General features: G+C 64.5%; 19 protein-coding genes. 1 reads left to right on the top strand and 18 read right to left on the bottom strand.

Annotated features, from left to right (window positions below; translation table 11 throughout):
* Positions 1-19: 19 nt before the first annotated feature.
* From tatC to QQS14_RS13280, 17 genes are all read right to left on the bottom strand, one after another.
* On the bottom strand, positions 20-1435 hold the full coding sequence (gene tatC / locus QQS14_RS13360) for a twin-arginine translocase subunit TatC (protein ID WP_285907504.1): 1416 nt from the start codon (positions 1433-1435) through the stop codon (positions 20-22).
* Entirely contained in the window at positions 1432-1755 is a 324-nt protein-coding gene (tatB, locus tag QQS14_RS13355) for a Sec-independent protein translocase protein TatB (RefSeq protein WP_285907503.1), read from the bottom strand. The genes tatC and tatB overlap by 4 nt, the downstream gene beginning before the upstream one ends.
* 33 nt (positions 1756-1788) lie before the next feature.
* Entirely contained in the window at positions 1789-3333 is a 1545-nt protein-coding gene (gene guaA / locus QQS14_RS13350; protein WP_285907502.1) for a glutamine-hydrolyzing GMP synthase, read from the bottom strand.
* Positions 3334-3399: 66 nt separating this feature from the next.
* Positions 3400-4854, bottom strand: a complete 1455-nt coding sequence (guaB, locus tag QQS14_RS13345; protein ID WP_285907501.1) for an IMP dehydrogenase — start codon at positions 4852-4854, stop codon at positions 3400-3402.
* Between the two features lie 76 nt (positions 4855-4930).
* A complete protein-coding gene (locus tag QQS14_RS13340; RefSeq protein ID WP_285907516.1) occupies positions 4931-5638 on the bottom strand; it encodes an ABC transporter ATP-binding protein in 708 nt (235 codons plus the stop codon).
* A 1-nt stretch (position 5639) separates the two neighbouring features.
* The gene (locus QQS14_RS13335; RefSeq protein ID WP_285907500.1) at positions 5640-6434 is read right to left on the bottom strand and encodes an ABC transporter ATP-binding protein; all 795 of its coding nucleotides are present in this window, start codon (positions 6432-6434) and stop codon (positions 5640-5642) included.
* A complete protein-coding gene (gene livM, locus QQS14_RS13330) occupies positions 6431-7672 on the bottom strand; it encodes a high-affinity branched-chain amino acid ABC transporter permease LivM (protein ID WP_425607931.1) in 1242 nt (413 codons plus the stop codon). Before livM ends, QQS14_RS13335 begins: the two co-directional genes overlap by 4 nt.
* A 96-nt stretch (positions 7673-7768) precedes the next feature.
* Entirely contained in the window at positions 7769-8671 is a 903-nt protein-coding gene (locus QQS14_RS13325; RefSeq protein WP_285907499.1) for a branched-chain amino acid ABC transporter permease, read from the bottom strand.
* An 81-nt stretch (positions 8672-8752) separates the two neighbouring features.
* Positions 8753-9919, bottom strand: coding sequence for a branched-chain amino acid ABC transporter substrate-binding protein (locus tag QQS14_RS13320; RefSeq protein WP_285907498.1), 1167 nt, complete (start codon positions 9917-9919; stop codon positions 8753-8755).
* A gap of 195 nt (positions 9920-10114) precedes the next feature.
* Entirely contained in the window at positions 10115-10711 is a 597-nt protein-coding gene (locus QQS14_RS13315) for a tetratricopeptide repeat protein (protein ID WP_285907497.1), read from the bottom strand.
* Positions 10701-10850, bottom strand: coding sequence for a CcmD family protein (locus tag QQS14_RS13310; RefSeq protein WP_285907496.1), 150 nt, complete (start codon positions 10848-10850; stop codon positions 10701-10703). The genes QQS14_RS13315 and QQS14_RS13310 overlap by 11 nt, the downstream gene beginning before the upstream one ends.
* Positions 10851-10905: 55 nt before the next feature.
* Positions 10906-11571: a cytochrome c biogenesis protein CcsA gene (gene ccsA / locus QQS14_RS13305; RefSeq protein ID WP_285907495.1), complete on the bottom strand. Its 666-nt coding sequence runs from the start codon at positions 11569-11571 to the stop codon at positions 10906-10908.
* Positions 11572-11632: 61 nt separating this feature from the next.
* Positions 11633-12310: a heme exporter protein CcmB gene (locus QQS14_RS13300; RefSeq protein WP_285907494.1), complete on the bottom strand. Its 678-nt coding sequence runs from the start codon at positions 12308-12310 to the stop codon at positions 11633-11635.
* Positions 12304-12975, bottom strand: a complete 672-nt coding sequence (locus QQS14_RS13295) for an ABC transporter ATP-binding protein (protein WP_285907493.1) — start codon at positions 12973-12975, stop codon at positions 12304-12306. The genes QQS14_RS13300 and QQS14_RS13295 overlap by 7 nt, the downstream gene beginning before the upstream one ends.
* A complete protein-coding gene (locus QQS14_RS13290; protein WP_285907492.1) occupies positions 12975-14870 on the bottom strand; it encodes a heme lyase CcmF/NrfE family subunit in 1896 nt (631 codons plus the stop codon). The genes QQS14_RS13295 and QQS14_RS13290 overlap by 1 nt, the downstream gene beginning before the upstream one ends.
* A 375-nt stretch (positions 14871-15245) precedes the next feature.
* Entirely contained in the window at positions 15246-15677 is a 432-nt protein-coding gene (locus QQS14_RS13285; protein WP_285907491.1) for a cytochrome c maturation protein CcmE, read from the bottom strand.
* A 31-nt stretch (positions 15678-15708) separates the two neighbouring features.
* A complete protein-coding gene (locus QQS14_RS13280) occupies positions 15709-16758 on the bottom strand; it encodes a hemolysin family protein (protein ID WP_285907490.1) in 1050 nt (349 codons plus the stop codon).
* Between the two features lie 130 nt (positions 16759-16888).
* Between QQS14_RS13280 and QQS14_RS13275 the strand changes: the two genes are divergently transcribed.
* A complete protein-coding gene (locus QQS14_RS13275; protein ID WP_285907489.1) occupies positions 16889-17908 on the top strand; it encodes a glycosyltransferase family 9 protein in 1020 nt (339 codons plus the stop codon).
* Positions 17909-17990: 82 nt separating this feature from the next.
* Here the strand turns inward: QQS14_RS13275 and QQS14_RS13270 are convergent, their stop codons facing one another.
* Positions 17991-18647: a nicotinate-nicotinamide nucleotide adenylyltransferase gene (locus tag QQS14_RS13270; RefSeq protein WP_285907488.1), complete on the bottom strand. Its 657-nt coding sequence runs from the start codon at positions 18645-18647 to the stop codon at positions 17991-17993.
* Positions 18648-18768: the final 121 nt, after the last annotated feature.

Raw genomic sequence — 18768 nt, 5'->3', positions numbered from 1 at the left:
TCTGCCCGGTCCATCCGGCCTAAGCCTTGCCTGAATCCTCGGCCGTCTCTTTTGCCGCTCCCTTTCCCGTCTCCTGGGCCGCCTGCTCTTCGTCCTGCTTGTTGGCGGCTGCGGCGTCCATCTCGGCCTTGGCAGCCGCTTCGGCAGCGGCCTTGCGTTCCAGATGCCGCTTCTCGTTCTTGCCGAAGAAGAAGGCGACCCAGATGCCCACCTCGTAGAGGATGATCAGCGGTCCGGCCATGAGGCACTGGGTGAAGGGATCGGGCGGGGTGAGGATGGCGGCCAGCACGAAGCCGACGAGGATGGCGTACTTGCGCTTCTTGCGCAGTCCGTCGGATGAGACCATGCCCATGCGCGCAAGGAAGAAGATGAACAGCGGCAACTCGAAGACAAAGCCGAAGGCAAAGAGCAGTTTGAGGCAGAAGCTCAAGTATTCGTTGAGCTTGGGCGTGAACTGGATGCCCTCGGTGGAGAAGCTGGCAAAGAACTCGAAGCCAAAGGGGAAGACCACGAAATACCCGAAGAGCGCGCCAGAGGTGAAGAAGGCGGCCGAGATCACGGCGATAGGGATCATCCATTTGCGCTCGTGGGCGTAAAGGCCCGGGGCGATGAACCCCCAGATCTGGGCGAAGACATAGGGGCTGACCAGGAAGAGCCCGGCCACGATGGAAATCTTGATGTACGAGAAAAACGCCTCGGCCGGGTAGGTATACTGGAAGTGGCCTTCCTGGGCCATTTGCACCAGGGAGTGTTGCAGGGCGTCCACGAACAGGTCGATCTTGTCCGTGTGCTGGAATCCCTGCTCGCCGAGCATCTTGGTCAGAGCGACCCGCAGGTCGTCGTAGAAGCCGATGGGCAGCATGGGCTTGTCCGCCATGCGATCCTGGAACACGGTGATCATCGGTTGCATCAGGATGTTGAACAGCTGCTCGGCAAAGCCGTAGCAGGCCACGGTGCCCACGGCGATGGCGATGAAGCTGCGCGTCAGTCTGGCGCGCAGTTCATTGAGATGGTCGAGCAGGCTCATCTGTGCGCCTTCCGTTTCTTCGTGGTCGGCATCGGGTTCGGCGTCAGGCTCGGAGCCGTCCCCGCCGCTGCCACCGCCGGGCACGGCCGGGGGAGGGGCATCGCCGCCCGGGGTCTCGGCACCCTGTTCCGCGCTTTGGGCCGCGCTCGTGGCCGGTTCCGGCTCGGTCGCATCGGGCTCGGGTGAATCGGCCTTGGGCGCATTGGACTCGGCCGCATCCCCATCGGGCGCGGCGGAATCTTCCTGCTCGCGGGCCAGGGTCTGCCTGGCCTCGTCCAGCGCCTCGTTGGAAATCACCGGCCCGTCCGGCTCCAAGAGAGATGGGTCGTCAGTGGAGGCACCGGCCGTTGGGGGTGTGTCCGGCTCCCCGGTGGCCTCGTTCCTGACCTCGTCCTTGTCCTGGCTCATGCCTTGTCCTTGACGTCCGTCCTCGTGTCCTCGGCGGTATGGGCTTCGGGAGCGGGCGGAGTTTCGGAAGCGGCCTTTTCCGCGGCCGCCTTTTCCGCCTTGCGGCGTTCCATCTCCTCGTCCACCTCGCGCTTTCGGGCCGCGGCCTCCGCCTTCTTGACCTCGTCGTCAAGGGTGCTCTTGACGTCGGTGCTGACGCGCTTGAACTCGGCCATGCCCTTGCCCAGCGAGCGCAGCAGGTCGGGCAGTTTCTTGGGGCCGATGACAATGAGGGCCACAACGCAGATGATCAGAAGCTCGGGACCGCCTATTCCAAACATATATCCACCCGGGTTACAGGAAGTTGATTCGTCTTATTCCCACTCGATGGTGCTCGGCGGCTTGGACGAGATGTCCAGAACCACGCGGTTGACGCCCTTGACCTCGTTGATGATGCGGTTGGAGATGCGGGCCAGCAGTTCGCTTGGCAGCCGCGACCAGTCCGCGGTCATGGCGTCGATGGAGTCCACCATGCGCAGGGCGATGACGTTCTCGTAAGTGCGGTCGTCGCCCATGACGCCCACGGTCTTGAGAGGCAGGAGCACGGCAAATCCCTGCCATACCTTGCGATACCAGTCCGAGGCCACCATCTCGTTCTGCACGATGCGGTCGGCCAGCCGCAGGATGCCCAGGCGCTCGTCCGTGACCTCGCCGATGATGCGGATGGACAGGCCCGGGCCGGGGAAGGGCTGGCGCCAGATGATGTGCTCGGGCAGCCCCAGCTCGTAGGCAGCGCGGCGCACCTCGTCCTTGAACAGCTCGCGCAGCGGCTCGACCAGCTTGAGGTTCATCTTCTCGGGCAGGCCGCCCACGTTGTGGTGGCTCTTGATGACCGCCGAAGGCCCCTTGAAGGATTCGGACTCGATGACATCCGGGTACAGGGTGCCCTGGCCCAGGAACCTGACGCCCGGGATGGCCTTGGCCTCGCGGTCAAAGACGTCGATGAAGGTGTAGCCGATGATCTTGCGCTTCTGCTCCGGGTCGGTCACCCCCACAAGTTTGTCGAGGAACTCGCGCGAGGCGTCCACGAACTTGACATTGAGCTCGAAGTGCTCGGCCAGGAAGCCGACCACCTCGTCTTTTTCGCCCATGCGCAGCAGCCCGTTGTCCACAAAGATGCAGTGCAGGTTCTTGCCGATGGCCCGGTGCAGGAGCACGGCGGCCACGGTGGAGTCGATGCCGCCGGAGAGGCCGAGCACGACCTTGGCATCGCCCACCTGCTTTTTCAGGTCCGCGATGCAGGTGTCCACAAAGCTGGCCATGGACCAGGTGGGTTTGAGCCCTGCCACCTTGAACAGGAAGTTCTGGATGATCAGCGCGCCCTCGGTGGTGTGGGCCACCTCGGGGTGGAACTGGAGGGCGTAGAACCGCCGGGCGGCATCGCCCATGGCCGCGAACTCGATGGAGTCGGTCCGGCCCATGGGCAGAAATCCGTCGGGCAGGGCCTCGACCCTGTCGCCGTGGGACATCCAGACGGTCAGGTTGTCCTTTTCCTCGATGCCCTCGAACAGGACGCAGTCGTTCTGGACCGAGAACTGGGCGCGGCCGTATTCGCGGTCCGTGGAGGCCACGACCCTGCCGCCCATGTTGTGGGCCATGAGCTGCATGCCGTAGCAGATACCGAGCACGGGCACGCCCATGTCGAGGTAGTCCATGTTCAGGGCCGGGCAGCCGCCTTCGAGCACGCTTGACGGCCCGCCGGAAAGGATGAGCGCCGAGGGCTTGAAGGCCTTGACCCGCTCGGGGTCCACATTGCAGGGGTGGATTTCGGAGTAGACGCCCGCCTCGCGCACGCGGCGTGCGATGAGCTGGGTGAATTGGCTGCCAAAATCCAGGATGAGTACTCGGTTGTCGTGCATGTGTCTCTCTTTACTTCACATCGGAAAAAATGAAAAGGTGAAACCCCGTGCGGCCCCGGCGGCTGGCTAGCCGTCTCCGCGGTAGTTGGGGGATTCCTTGGTGATGGTCACGTCGTGGACATGGGATTCGCGCAGGCCAGCGGGGGAAATCTGAACCAGCTTCGAGTTCTCGTAGAGTTCCTCAAGGTTGGATGAGCCGGTGTAGCCCATGCCCGAGCGCAGGCCGCCCACGAACTGGTAAAGCGATTCGCCCACCGGGCCGCGATAGGGGACCCGGCCCACGATGCCCTCGGGCACCAGCTTCTTGGATTTTTCCTGGAAGTAGCGGTCCGAGCTGCCCTTCTTCATTGCATCGATGGAGCCCATGCCGCGATAATGCTTGTAGGTGCGTCCCTGGAAGAGGATGGATTCGCCCGGGCTTTCGTCCGTGCCCGCCAGCACCGAGCCCATCATGCAGCTGTGCGCGCCCACGGCCAGGGCCTTGACCACGTCGCCGGAATACTTGATGCCGCCGTCGGCGATGATGCACTTGTCGGCTTCGCGGGCGGCCCGGGCCGCCTCCATGATGGCCGTGATCTGGGGCACGCCCACCCCGGCCACGATGCGCGTGGTGCAGATGGAGCCGGGGCCGATGCCCACCTTGACCGTGTCCACCCCGGCCTCGATGAGGGCCTTGGCCCCCTCGTAGGTGGCCACGTTGCCGCCCACCAGCTGGATGTCCGGGAAGGAGGCGCGCAGTTCTCGGGTGGATTTGAGGATGTTCTCGGAGTGGCCGTGGGCCGAATCGAGCACCAGGAAGTCCGCCCCGACCCGGAGCAGGGCCTCGGCCCGGCTCAGGCAGTCGCGCCCCACGCCGATGGCCGCGCCCACCAGCAGACGGCCCTTGCTGTCCTTGACCGCGTCGGGGTATTTCTTGTGCTTGTTGATGTCCTTGATGGTGATCAGTCCCTTGAGGCGGTTCTCGCCGTCCACCACCAGCAGCTTTTCGATGCGGTGCTGGTGCAGCTTGCGCTTGGCCTCTTCGCTGTCGATGTTCTCTGGCACGGTCACGAGGTCGCGGCTGGTCATGAGTTCCGAGACAAGGGAGGCGTCGTCCTTGACGAAGCGGATGTCGCGGTTGGTGATGATACCCACCAGGTGGTCGCCCTTGACCACGGGAAGGCCCGAGATGCGGTACTCGGCCATGATCGCCTTGACCTTGGCCAGATCGTCGTCCGGGTGGACCGTGAGGGGATCGGTGATCATGCCCGACTCGGACTTCTTGACCCGGTCGATCTCGCGGGACTGCTCGCGCACGGACATGTTCTTGTGGATGACGCCCACCCCGCCGTGCCGGGCCATGGAGATGGCCATGCGCGACTCGGTGACGGTATCCATGGCGGCGGAAACGAGCGGTATGTTCAACTTGATTCCCGGCGTCAGGTACGTGGACACGTCCACGGAGTCCGGCAGCACGTTCGAGTAGGCCGGCAGCAGCAGGACGTCGTCAAAAGTCAGGGCCTTGTCGAGTATTTTGCTCATTTCGAAAACCTCCAGAGCTATTATGTCGCCATATATGCCAGAGGCCGGACAGGGGTCCGGCCTCGCGGCGTTTTTTCTACAGGCCCAGATAGGCCTTTTTCACCTGTTCGTTGGCCAGGAGCTTGTCGCAGGTGTCGGTGAGCACGATTCTCCCGTTTTCCATCACATATCCCCGGTGCCCTATCTTCAGGGCGAGGTTTGCGTTTTGCTCCACCAGGAAGATGGTGGTGTTGTGCTCCGCGTTCACCTTCTTGATGATGTCGAAGATCTGGCGGACCACCAGCGGGGCCAGGCCCATGGAGGGTTCGTCAAGGAGCAGCAGCTTCGGCTTGGCCATCAGGGCGCGGGCAATGGCCAGCATCTGCTGCTCGCCGCCGGAGAGGGTGCCGCCCTGCTGTTTGCGCCGGGCCGCCAGGATGGGGAAGAGGCCGAAGCACATCTCGATGTCGCGGCGGATGCCGTCGCGGTCGTTGCGCAGGAACGCGCCCATGTCGAGGTTTTCCTGAACGGTCAGCTCCGGGAAGATCAGCCGCCCCTCGGGCACCTGGCAGATGCCCCGGGCCACAAGTTTTTCCGGGCTGACCCTGGTGATGGTCTCGTCCTGGTAGACCACCTCGCCCGAGCGGGCCTGGACCACGCCGCACACGGTCATCAGGGTGGTGGTCTTGCCCGCGCCGTTGGCCCCGATCAGGGTGATGATCTCGCCCCGGTCGATGTGCAGGTCGATGTCGTAGAGCGCCTGGATGTTTCCGTAGAAGCTGTTGACGCTTTTCAGTTCGAGAATCCTAGTCATCGTCGCTCTCCCCGAGATAGGCCTTGATCACGGCCGGGTTTTCGGCGACCTCGCGGGGAGTGCCGTCAGCGATCATGCGCCCGTAGTCAAGGACGTAGATGCGGTCGGACATGGACATGACCATCTTCATGTCGTGCTCGATGAGCATGATGGCGATGTCGAAGCGGTCGCGGAGGTCCACGATCAGCTTTTCAAGGTCATGGGTCTCCTGGGGGTTCATGCCTGCCGCAGGCTCGTCGAGGAGCAGCAGGAAGGGGTCGGTGGCCAGGGCCCGGGCGATCTCCAGCCTGCGCTGCTTGCCATAGGGCATGTTGGCCGAGGTTTCATTGACGTATTGATCGAGTCCCACCAGTTTGAGCAGCTCATAGCTGCGGTCGATGACTGCCTGCTCTTCGTTGCGGGTGGCCTTGCAGCGCGTGATGGCCCCGAAGACGGCGGACTTGGTCCGGCAGTGGGTGCCGATCATGACGTTTTCCAGTGCGGTCATGGACGGGAAGAGGCGGATATTCTGGAAGGTCCTGGCCATGCCCAGTTCCGTGACCTTGTTGGGTTTCTTGCCGTTGACGCGCACGGGGTCTCCCGTGGCCTTCGGGTCCACCAGCACGTCGCCGCTGGTGGGCGCGTAGATGCCGGTGATGCAGTTGAAGAAGGTGGTCTTGCCCGCGCCATTGGGGCCGATGAGAGCCACTATTTCCTTCTGGTGGACCACGAGATCGACATCGTCCAAGGCGCGAATGCCGCCGAAGTCCTTGTCCACGGCCTTGACGTTGAGAACCGGGTTACTCATTGGCCGCTCCCCGCTTCACTCGTGCCCTTGTAGGTGTAGATCTTGCGCTTGGCGCTGATCAACCCCTGGGGCCTGAAGACCATGACCATGACCATGATGGCCCCGAACAGGAGCATCCTGAACTCCGAGAATTCGCGCAGATATTCGGGCACGAGGATGAGGATGATGGCTCCGGCGATGACGCCCCGGATGGAGCCCATGCCGCCGATGACCACGATGGACAGAATCATGGCCGATTCCCAGAAGGTGAAGGATGCCGGGTTGATGAAGGTGGTTCTGGCCGCGAACACGACCCCGGCCATGCCCGCCCAGGTGGCACCCAGGGCAAAGGCGAGGAGCTTGGTCTTGACCTTGTCGATGCCCATGGCCTGACAGGCGATCTCGTCCTCGCGCAGGGCGAGCCACGCCCGGCCGATGCGCGAGTGCTGCAACCGGCTGACACAGAAGATGGTCAGCACCAGCAGGCCGAGCATGATGTAGTACATGTACATGGTCGATTGGGCGATGGTCAGCTTCATGCCGAAGAACTCGGGCCGCGCGATGTTGGAGATGCCCGAGGGGCCCTTGGTCACATCGCCCCAGTTTTCGAGCACGAGGCGGATGATCTCGCCAAAGCCCAGGGTGACGATTGCCAGATAGTCGCCCCGGAGGCGCAGCACCGGAAAGCCGAGAATGACGCCCATGATGGTGCCCAGGGCGGCACCCAGCGGCAGCATGGTCCAGAAGCCGATGCCCCAGTGCAGATTGCACAGGGCGTAGGCATAAGCCCCCACCGCATAGAAGGCCACGTAGCCCAGGTCGAGCAGCCCGGCCAGGCCCACCACGATGTTCAGCCCCAGGCCGAGGACGATGAAGACCAGACAGGAGACCATGATGTTGGTCTGGTAGAGATCAAAGACCTGGGGGTAGAGCACGGCCGGTATGGCGATGGCCGCAAGGCCAGCCAGCTTGAGGATCGGATGGGACTGGACCTTGGTCAGCAGCCTCTCGGCCACGCTCTCGCGTTTTGCCTCGTCGCGCTTGATTTCCTTGCGCGCCAGCAGCCAGCGCCAGACATAGGAGCCGAAGAAGGTGGCCACCGCGATGGCGAGCATGTTTTCCCAGCGCCAGGCCACGGTGTTTTCGATGGTGTTGACCTTGATGACCAGGATCGGGAAGGTCAGAAAGGCGAACCAAGCGGCCACCATGGCGGATTTGCGCAGGGCATGGGGGATGCTGTGGCACCCGGCCGAGAGCAGCAGGCGCAGCGCCCCCTGGTGGCCCGTTTCGTTGAGTGTGTTGTTCACGATATATTCCTTGTAAGGCAGGGCGGCCGGGCCGCCGTGAATGTCCGGTTACACCTTCTGGGTCTTTTCCTTGCCCATGATCCCTGCGGGCCTGAAGATCAGGATGAGCACGAGCAGGCAGAACGCGAACACGTCCTCGTAGTCCGAGGAGACGTAGCCGGTGGCAAAGGCCTCGGTCAGCCCGAGGACCAGCGCGCCGAGCATGGCCCCGGGAATGGACCCGATGCCGCCCAGCACCGCGGCGGTGAAGGCCTTGATGCCCGCGATGAAGCCGATGAAGTAGTTGATCTGCCCGATGTGGGAGGCGATGAGCACCCCGCCCACGGCGGCCAGGCTCGACCCGATGACAAAGGTGGCCGAGATGACCATGTCCACGTTGACGCCGACGAGCATGGCCATCTTGCGGTTCTGGGCCGTGGCACGCATGGCCTTGCCCAGCTTGGTGTACTTGATGAACAGGGTCAGGCCGACGCAGACCGCGATGGTGGCCACGACGATGACCAATTCGGATGAGTTCATGACGGCGCTGTAGGGCTTCATGAAGTCGAACTGGGGCGTGAGGGCGGGGAACGGGAGAAAGTCGGGGGTCTGGGCGAGCATGACGTAGTTCTGGAGGAAGATGGACATGCCGATGGCCGAGATGAGCGGCGAGAGGCGCTGGGCACCGCGCAGGGGCTTGTAGCCGATCTTTTCCACGGTGTAGCCGTAGGAGGCGGACCAGATGACGGCGCAGATCAGGGCGATGACCAGGATGGATGCCTCGGGGAACCCGAGGGCGGTCAGCACGCCTGCCACGATCAGCCCGGTGAAGGCACCTATCATGTAGATTTCACCGTGGGCGAAGTTGATCAGCTCAATGATGCCGTAGACCATGGTGTAGCCCAGGGCGATGAGGGCGTAGATGCTCCCCCTGGTCAGGCCGCCGAAAAAGAGTTCAAGAAAATAATCCATTGGTTCTGGTCCTATACGTTAAATACACCAGGGGACAGGCGTGAACCTGTCCCCTGGGCAAAGGCAATTGGTTATGACTATCTACTTGATTTCCACGTACTTGCCGTCCTGCACCTGGTAGACGGCGAAGCCGACGCCCTCGGCGTCGCCCTTGGCGTCGAACCTGATGGTGCCGACGGCGGTGTCAACGTACTGGGTGCGCAGGGCCTCGACGACCTTGTCATAGTCGGTGGAACCGGCGTTCTGCACTGCGGTGAGCAGGGCCAGGGCGGCGGAGTACGCCTCGGGGAAGAACGGACCGGGGTCGGAGCCGAACTCGGCCTTGTGGGCGGCCAGGGCTTCCTGGTAGATGGCGTTGGTGGAGAAGTCCATGGGGCCGGTGGCGTACACGCCCTCGGCGAACTCGCCCGCGACCCTGATGAAGGTGTCGTCCTTCACGCCGTCGTCGGAGAGGAAGGGAATGGCGAGGTCACGCTTGCGCATGCCGGAGACGATCTTGGAGGCCTCGGGATGGTAGCCGCCGAAGATCACGCCGTCCGCGCCGGAGCTTCTGATCTTCTGGACCACGGCGGAGTAGTCCACCGCGCCGGGGGTCACGCCCTCGAAGAGGACCACTTCCATGTCGGCGTCGGCCTCGATGAATTCCTTGCAGAAGGTGGCGAAGCCCATGCCGTAGTCACCCTTGTCGTGGATGACGGCCAGCTTCCTGAGGCCCAGGCCCTTGGCAAAGGACACCTCGAGGGCGGCCTGCGCATCGTCAGGGGCGATGGTGCGGAAGAAGTTCGGGTACTCGCCGGACTGGGTCAGCGGCGGGTTGGTGGCCGAGGGGGACATGACCACGATGTTGGACTCAAGGTAGATGGGCAGGGCGGCCTTGGTGGCGCCGGAGCAGATGTGACCAAGGACGATGGAAACCTTGTCGGAGACCATCTTGGTGGCGACGTTGGTGGCCAGTTCGGGCTTGCACTGATCGTCTTGGGCGACCACTTCCACCTGCATGCCGTTGACGCCGCCAGCGGCGTTCATCTTGGCGGCCACCAGCCTGGCGGCGTTGACGCTGGGCAGGCCGTAGGAGGCCAGGTCGCCGGAGTGGGCACCGGCCACGCCGAGAACCAGCTTGCCGGCCGGAGCGACTTCGCCGGTCTGGACGTCAGCTTTTTCATCAGCCTTTTTCTCTTCGGCGCCGCAGGCCACCAGCATGGCGACCATGGCGAGGCACAGCAAGATCAGATGCAGTTTAGCGCGCATACTTCCTCTCCTCAATAGTATAAGTTTTCACAGCAACACACTGTTCCTTGACGACTTTTTCGTCCGAAAAGCCACAGTCCGCAACACGTGGAACCACGCCTGCGGATGAATGTGACATTGTAGTTGTTTCGCGAATCTTGTCAATAGGATAACGCCTTGTGGTTCCGCAGACAAAATCCTGGTATTCAAGGATTTTTACTTTTCCAGTTCCTGTTTCGCCAGCTTGATCATCTCGGAGTCCTCGCGCTCAAGCTCGATCACTTTCTCGAAATAGGGCAGGGCCTGATCGGGCTTGTCGAAGTAATACTTGAAGATCACGCCCAGATTGAAGAGGGCCAGGGTGTCAGTGGGGTCGATCTCGAGGATCTCGTCGTAGGCGGCCGAGGCCTTGACGTAATCCTCAAGGCTGAACCGGGAGATGCCGATGCCCTTGAGCACCTCGATGTCGCCGGGGCGCAGTTCGTTGGCCCTGTCGAGGGGGACCACGGCGCGTTCCCAGGCGCGCATCATCAGGAAGGAGTTGCCAAGGCCCACCAGGGCGTCCACGTCGTCGGGGTCGGCCTCGACCTTGGCCATGTATTCCCTGATCAGGGCCATGTTGCCGCCCATCTGCTCCATGCCCGGGGGCATGGTGCCGGGGGAAACCTCCTGGGTCGGGGCCTGACGGGCCGCCACGAACAGGTTCGGGTTGTTGAGCCGGTAGCTGAAGCTGGCCACGAACATGGCGGCCACGCCCAGAAACACCATGGCGATGACGGCCTTGCGGCCGAGTTCCACATTGCTAGCGGTCATTGTCGCCACCTCCGAGCAGTTCGAGTTGCCGCACGCGTTTTTCGAGTTCGGCCGAGCGGGTGGCCAGGAAGGCGAGATATCCGGTCACGCCGAGCCAGACCGCGCAATTGGCCAGGAAGATATAGGTTGTTGCTGACATTGGATTTCCTCGGGTTTCTTGTGGTGTTCGACGGTCCGGGGCGACGAGCGTCCGGTCACGCCTCCTCGTCCCAGACCAGCATGGCCTCCAGCCGGGCCAATGTGGCCAGCTGCCTCACGCGGGTCAGGAGCATGGCTCCCCAGACAAGGCCGAAGGCGGCAAGACCGGTGAAAATCGTGTGCCACATGCGCGGGGCCATGCCCGAGCTTTCCCGGGCCACGCCGTCGGGATGGGCGCTGCCCCAGAGCTTGGCGGCGAAGAAGACAAGCGGCACGTCCAGGAAGGCCACGATGCCGAGCACGGCGCAGACCAGGGCCTTGCGCTCGCGGCCCATGGGTGTGGAGCGCAGGACCAGATAGCCCGCGTACACGTACCACATGATCAGCGAGGTGGTCAGCTTGGGGTCCCAGACCCACCAGTGGCCCCATTCGGCCCTGGCCCAGACCGAGCCGGTGATCAGGCTCAGGGTGGCGAAGAGCACGCCCAGCTCGGCGGCTGCCCCGGCCGCGCGGTCATAGGCGGGATCGCGGCGGAAGAGATAGAGCAGCGAGGAGACGAAGACCACGAAAAAGCTGGCCAGCGCCCACCAGGAACACGGCAGATGCATGTAGAAGATCTTCTGCACCGGCCCGGACTGGGCCACGGGCGCATAGAACCAGATCATGTATTGGTGCGCCAGCAGGGCCACGGCGGCCGCTGCGGCCAGTATCTTCACCATCATGGGTTACTCCGATGCTTCGCGGTATGGGCCGCGCGGGAAATGAGGCCTGGAGCGCGCATTTCTATTCCTCACCGCTGTAGACAAAGGGAAAGAGGAAAAGCCCGGCCCCGGCGAACAGGGCGTCAAAGGCGAGGATCAGTCCGAGCCAGCTGTCGGGTTCGCCCATGGGCTCCGGAGAAAAACACATGGCGAACAGGGTGATGCCCGCCAGCAGCACGGGCAGCAGCAGCGGGAACACGATGACCGAGAGCAGCGACTCCCTGGCCGCCTGCCCCTGGGACAGGGCGCCCAGCAGGGCGCCGATGACCACCAGCCCGATGTCCGCCCCGATCAAGGTCGCCAGCAGCAGCCACCACGGGCCATACACGTTCTGGCCCAGGAAGGCCGCCGTGGCCGGGAGAAAGACCAGCTGCGAGACCAGAAGCAGGCACAGCCCGGCCAGCCCCTTGCCCACCCACACCGCATGGACCGGCGCGGGCGACGAGAGGATGCCCACCCGCGCGCCGTTGGCCTCCTCGATGGCGAAGAGGTCATTGAACACGAGGACCAGCCCAAAGGCCGAGGCGAGCCAGAAAATGGCCCCGGCCGCCTGGGGTGTGATCACCCCGCCAAGGGGCTTGGACAGGCTGAACAGGAAGATGAGCAGCAGGCCAAGAAGCACGGCCTGCACCAACCCCTGTCCGCCGGAGATCGAGAGCCGCAGGTCCTTGGCAGCCATGGCTGCGGAGCGCTTCAACATGCCTCGGCCTCCGGCGCATACTCCCGGGCCGGGCCGAAATACTCCACCCGGCGTCCGCCCAGGGCGAGGACCGTGTCGGCCAGGGCCGTGTCCTTGTCCACGTGGTGGCTGATCCAGACCACGCCGGTGCCGTGGTCGCGAAACCCGGTGATCTCGCGCCGCAGCAGGGCCAGGGAGCGGGGATCAAGGCCGGTGCCCGGCTCGTCGAGGAAGAGCAGGGTCGGCCTGACCATGTAGACCCGGGCCAGATTGAGCCGCTGGGCCATGCCCCGCGAGAACGACCCGGCCTTCTCCTCGGCCGCGCGCTCGAGGCCCACCCGCGTCAGCAGGGTCACCAGCTCGTCGCGCGAGGGACTGAGGCCATACATGGTCCCCCAGAATCCGAGGTTGGCCAGGGCGGTCATGCCCGGATAGATGAAGGTGGCGTGGCCCAGATAGGCGGTGCGTTCCGGCTCGGCGCGCAGGATCACCTCGCCTGCCGACGGCCTGGAGAGCCCGGCCATCATGCGCATGAGGGTGGATTTGCCCGCGCCGTTGGGTCCGGCCACCAGCAGAATCTCGCCGGGGCGCACCTCGCAGGACACGTCCTTGAACACGAGCTTGCCGCCGTAGAACTTGGCCGCCCGCCTGACGGACAGCAGGGCCTCGCCGCCGGAAGGGACCATCAGCCGCGCGCCTCCGGGCGGCGCATCCGCCTGAGGATGAGCAGGGGCATCAGGCAGAGGATGGTGCCGCCGATCCAGATCCAGTTGACCAGCGGATTGACGCTGAGCTTGAAGCTCGCCTTGTGGTCCTCGGTGAAGCCGAGCAGGGTGGCGTACAGCTCGTTGCCCAGGCTGAAGACGGTGTCCGCCTCGGCAAACTGCTGGCGCTCGAAGTTGACATAGATGCGCTTCTCCGGCCGCATCTGCCCCAGCACCCGGCCATCCTTGGAGACTTCGAGCACGGCCGTGGCTCTGGCCCTGAACTGCGGGGTGGAATCTTCGGCCACGCTGACGTAGGTGATCTCGTAGCCCTCAAGGACAACGGTGTCGCCCTCGTCCATGACATATTCGTGCTCGACCTTGTAGGGGCCGGAGAAGGCGATGCCGAGCGCCATGAGGATCATGCCGAGGTGGATGCCGTAGGCCCCCCAGGACTGGCGCGTGGCCCTGATGGCCGGATGGAGCGCGAAGAGGGCCACGATGCTGACCAAAGCCGCCACGGACGAGGCGGCGGTGAAGACCGCCAGGGGCTTGGTGTAGCCCATGGCCAGGAATCCGGCCGTGGAGAGCACCAGGGCCGCAGTCACGATGATGATGCCCTTGGGGTCGCGCAGGCCGCCCTTCCAGCCCAGCCAGGGGCAGTAGCTGAAGATGAGCACCAGCACGGCCATGAAGGGCAGGCAGACCCGGTTGTAGAAATTGGCATCCAGGCCCATGGGATGTTCGGTCCACATCCGGCTGATGACCGGCCACATGGTGCCGATGGTCACCACCGCGCCCAGCGCCAGCAGGAACCAGGCCGTGATCACCAGCATGCCCTGGCGGCTCAGGAAGTCGGACAGGGTGCGGTGGGTGTGGCGCTCGCTGACAAGGACCACCACCAGCGTCAGCACCAGCCAGGAGACCATGCCCCAGAACAGGGGCACGGACACGGGCGACTCGCCGAAGGTGTGCAGGGAGTCGATGACGCCCGAGCGGGTCAGGTAGGTGGCGAAGATGCACAGCAGGAAAGTCAGCGACATCAGGAAGACGTTGGTCCTCTGCAGGGCGTTGCGCCGGGCCTCGATCAGGGCCGTGTGCAGCAGGGCCGTGCCCACGAACCAGGGAATGATGGAGGCGTTTTCAACCGGATCCCAGGCCCAGTAGCCGCCCCAGCCCAGTTCCATGTACGACCACCAGCCGCCCAGGATGATGCCCGCGCCCAGGAAGGCCCAGGCCAGGATGTTCCAGTTGCGACAGATGGTGACCCAGGATTTCTCCTCGCCCGCGATGCTGGCCGCCAGGGCGCAGGCGGCCGGAACCGTGTACCACGCGAACCCGATGAACAGGAGCGGCGGGTGGAAGATCATGCCCGGGTTGCGCAGCAGCGGGTTGAGGCCGCGACCGTCGGCCGGAGCCGGGATGATCTCGATGAAGGGATTGCTCCACCCGGTGAGCAGGAGCAGGAAGAAGCTCTGCACCAGGAGGAAGAACATCCAGAAGAAGAGTTTGGTCCTCGGGGCCAGCATCTTGTAGCTGGGCGAATAGAGGAAGATGACGCCCGACACGGCGATGAGCAGCTCCCAGAAGAGCAGCGAACCCTCGCGGCCGCCCCAGAAGGCGGTCAGGGTGTAGACGAAGGTGAGGGCGTTATCCACGGTGTCGTAGACGTAGCGGAAGGAGTAGTCGCGCGTGGCCAGGGCCACCAGCAGCAGCAGCGAGGAGAAGACCACGCCCGCCGCGGCGATGATCTGGCCCCGCTCCACCAGCACCAGGGCCTCGTCCTTGCGGTTCCAGGCCGCGAACCCGGCCCACGCCGCGAGAAAGAGGAAGGCCAGCAGGGAAAACAGCAGGGCTACGTAACCGGTCAGATGCATAAAGGCTCCTTGGCAGATGATCGGACACGGTTTGCGCCGGAGGTTGGCCTCCGCCCGGTGGGTGCGGCAGGCGCGCCCGAACCGTGTTCCCCGGTCTGCATACTCGACTTTTCACCGGGATGGTATGAGTTTTTTGCGGATGCCGGAAACCCGCTTCGTGCGCCCGGAGCACCCGCCCCGAACCAGTGTCACGAGGCGATAGGCCCCTTGTCGCCACCCTGGCAAGCATGTGAACAAATTTTCACCAACCGCGCCGGGCACAAAAAAAGGACGGAATCCGTCCGGTCCCGGGCGGCGGGTGTCAAAACCCCGTCTCGCCCTTGCGCGCGCTCCGGCCGAGCAACCCCGCCGCGAGTCCGCAGCGGCCTCGGCGGGCTACCCCTTGCTCTGCTCCATCTGGCGGCTTTCCTCCTCGTACTTGGAGGGACACTTGGTCACCAGGGTCCGTGCCGTGAACACCGAGGCAGACGGGTCGAGCCCGCCCTCCAGGATGACCTCGACATCCTCCTTGAAGGTGTCGGGCAGCGCGCCACGGTATTGCACGCGCATGGTCTTGGTGGGGTCCATCTTGTCGATGAGGGTGAAGGAGGTGCCGAGGTTGTCCGGGTCGAGCACAAGCCCTTCGGGCGAGACCTTGCCGAACAGGCGCGCCTGACGCACCTCGCCCGGCTCCACGGCCAGGGCCTCGGAAACGTTGAGGAAATACACGCTGTCCTGGCTCAGGCCGGAAAAGATCAGGTAGCCCAATCCGCCCAGAAAGAGCGTCAGCGCCACCGCGTATACCGTCTTGTTCGTCTTCTTTGCCATTATCAATCGCTCCGGGCGCGGTGTGCCGCGCCTATTTGTCAACCATGTCTTCGCCCGAGGTGGCCAGCGCGTTGCGCTGCGCCCTGGCGAATTCCCGCATGTCCACCACGCGGTCCGTCTCGTCCACTATCTCGCTGCCCAGAATCTCCTCCAGCACATCTTCCAGGGTGACCACGCCGGCCACGCCGCCGTATTCGTCGAGGACCACGCAGAGGTGGTTGCGGCTGCCCAGAAACTTCACCAGCAGCTTGTCCAGCGTGACGCTCTCAAGGACAAAACGTATGGGCCGCATGATGTCCGAAAGCCGCAGATCGTCCTGGTCGTCGGCCAGTGCCTCAAGCACCTGCCTCCGGTAGACCACGCCCACAATGTCCTCCGGGTCGTCCGCCCAGACCGGGATGCGGCTGTGGGGCCACTCCGGGTGCTGCTGGCGCGCCTGGGACACGGTCAGCTCCGCCGGAAGCGAGAAGACCACCGTGCGGGGCGTCATGATCTGCTCCACCGTTTTGAGGTCCAGCAGCAGGATGTTGCGGATGGACTGCTCCTCGTACGGCTTGATGGACCCTGAGCGCCGCGTCAGCGAGACAATGGCCCGGATGTCGTCCTCGGTGTGGTCCGGGCCGTCCGACTTCCGGCTCACGGCCTTGGAGAGCTGCCGCATGACCACAATTACCGGCCGGAATATCCAGACCAGGGCCGTGAGCGGCCTGGCCAGGGGCGGCGCGATGCGGTCGCTGTACATTATACCAATGGTCTTGGGCAGTATCTCCGTAAAGACGAGAATAATTACTGTGAAGCCCAATGTAAAGAGCCAAAGGGTTTCCTTGCCGTAGACATTGGCCCAGGCCCAGCCCGCCACGGCCGCGCCCGCCGTGTGGGCGCAGGTGTTCAGCGTCAGGATGGCGGTGATGGGCTCATCCACCTTCGAGCGCAGCTTGTGCAGTATCTTTGCCGACTTGCTGCCGGAAGTCATGAGCTTTTCGATGTCTGCCCAGCTCATGGAATAGAGTGCGGCCTCGGCCACGGAGCAGAACATGGAAACGAAAACGGCAACGCCGACCGCAATTACGAGTTCGATCATACGGCTCAGTCACTTCCTGTCCAGTCCGGGTCGGGCCGGAGTCTGGAGCCTGAAACATACCAGATGCAAACCGGCGGCGCAATACGGAATCGCCTTGACTTCCGCGAGGATTGAGGCGAACGGAAGGGGCATGAATCCCTCCAGCGCAGCGATGCCCGGCGTCGTTTTTCGCCTGGGCCATCTCGGCGACGTGGCCCTGACCACCGGGGTGCTCGCCCACTGGCATGCCGCCCGGGGCGACACCTTTGTCTTTGTCACCAGGGCGGCCAACGCGCCCCTGCTCGACAACCACCCGGCCGTGGTCCGCGTCGTCACCCTCGAAGACCGTCATTTCAGGGACGCATGGCCTGCCACGGCCCGCGAGCTGGCCCGGGAGTTCCCCCGGCACGAACTGATCGACCTGCACGGCACCCTGCGCTCGCGGGTGCTCGGCTGGCTCTGGCGCGGCCCGGTGCGCCGCTATCCCAAGCAGGGGATCGCGCGCCGTCTCTTCAGCCTGACCCGCTCGGATTGGCTGAGAAAAAAACTCGAGGCCACCACCGTGCCCCAGCGCTACGCCCTGGCCCGCGACCCGAAGCCGCCCGAGGCTGCCGCCATCGGCCCGCGCCTCTTTCTGACCGAGGCCGAACTGGCCGGGGCTGACGAGCGGCTCTCCGGCATGAACCGGCACAAGCCGCGCATCGCCCTGCATCCCTACGCCACCCATCCGGCCAAGCAATGGCCGCGCGGACACTGGCAGGATCTGACCCGTCTGCTGACCGCGGCGGGCATGGGCTGGTTCGTGGTCGGGCGCGACGATGCCCCCCTTGTCCGCGACAAGCGGCGCGACTACACCAATGCCACCAGCCTGCGCGAAACCTGCGCCCTCATGGCCCGGGCCGATCTGCTGGTCACTGCCGATTCCGGCCCCATGCACCTGGCCAGCGGCGTTGGCACGCCCGTGGCCGCGCTCTTCGGCCCCACTGCCCGCGCCTGGGGCTTCTACCCGGCCGGGCCGCACGACCGGATCATCGAGGCGGACATGGACTGCCGACCCTGCTCCCTGCACGGCGGCAAGCCCTGCGCCAGGGCGCAATCCTGCCTCACCACCATCCGGCCCGAGGCGGTCATGGCCGTCATCCGGCAGATGCTGGCCGCCCGCAAGGCATAGCCGCCGCTCCCGCTGGCAGCGACACCTCCAGCGGGGCGCGTCTGTCGGCGTTCCCATCATTGTCCATCGTCAAGAGAAAGGCTCAGGCGCGGCTGCCCCAGTAGGCCGCCACCTCGTCGGCCCGCTCGTCGAGCAGGGCTTCCACGCCCGGCGGCACGAGATAGCGCAGGGAGCGGCGCTCAAGCCAGCGGCGGCGGATGTGCCCGCCCTTGATGTCGAGGCGGGGGATGTCCAGCACGCGCACGGTACGGCCGCCGGGGAAGGTCCAGAAGTCGTCCGTCTCGCGCACGGCCTCGGGCCATTGGGTTTCGATGAACCCGGCCACCTTGTCGGCCGCCTCCCAGCGGTTGACCACGGCCAAAGAGGCCATGGACGGAATCTCCAGCCCGCGCCGCCAGGACGGCAGATTGAGGAAGGTGGACGCGCCCAGGATGAAGGTGATCTCGGATTGGGGCTGCTCCTCGCGGTAGCAGTGGAGGGTGTCGCAGGTGAAGGACGGGCCGGGGCGATCCCCCTCCAGGGGGTTGGAGCCAAGCCCCGGGATGCCCTCGATGGCCCGGTCCACCAGCTCCATGCGCAGGGCGAACGGCAGGATGTCCGCGCCCTCCTTGTGGGGCGGCTGCTTGGCCGGGACCAGTTCGACCCGGTTCAGCCCGAGGCGTTCCAGGACTTCGATGGCCGCGCGCACATGGCCCACATGGATGGGGTTGAAGCTGCCGCCGAGAATACCGATCTTCATGGGGTCTCCTTGCGTGGTTGTGCCCGTAAAATACAGCGGATGGGCGGCAGAGGCAAGGAAAGGCATTGGATGGGAGAGGGGGAAGAGGCAGAAGAGGAGGGAGGAGCCGTCGCTGTCGCTC

Origin of the sequence: Pseudodesulfovibrio pelocollis, from assembly GCF_030282845.1 — a bacterium.
GTDB lineage: Bacteria > Desulfobacterota > Desulfovibrionia > Desulfovibrionales > Desulfovibrionaceae > Pseudodesulfovibrio > Pseudodesulfovibrio pelocollis.
The sequence above is the reverse complement of the archived record's forward strand: the minus strand, read 5'-3'. Positions and strand labels throughout refer to the sequence as shown.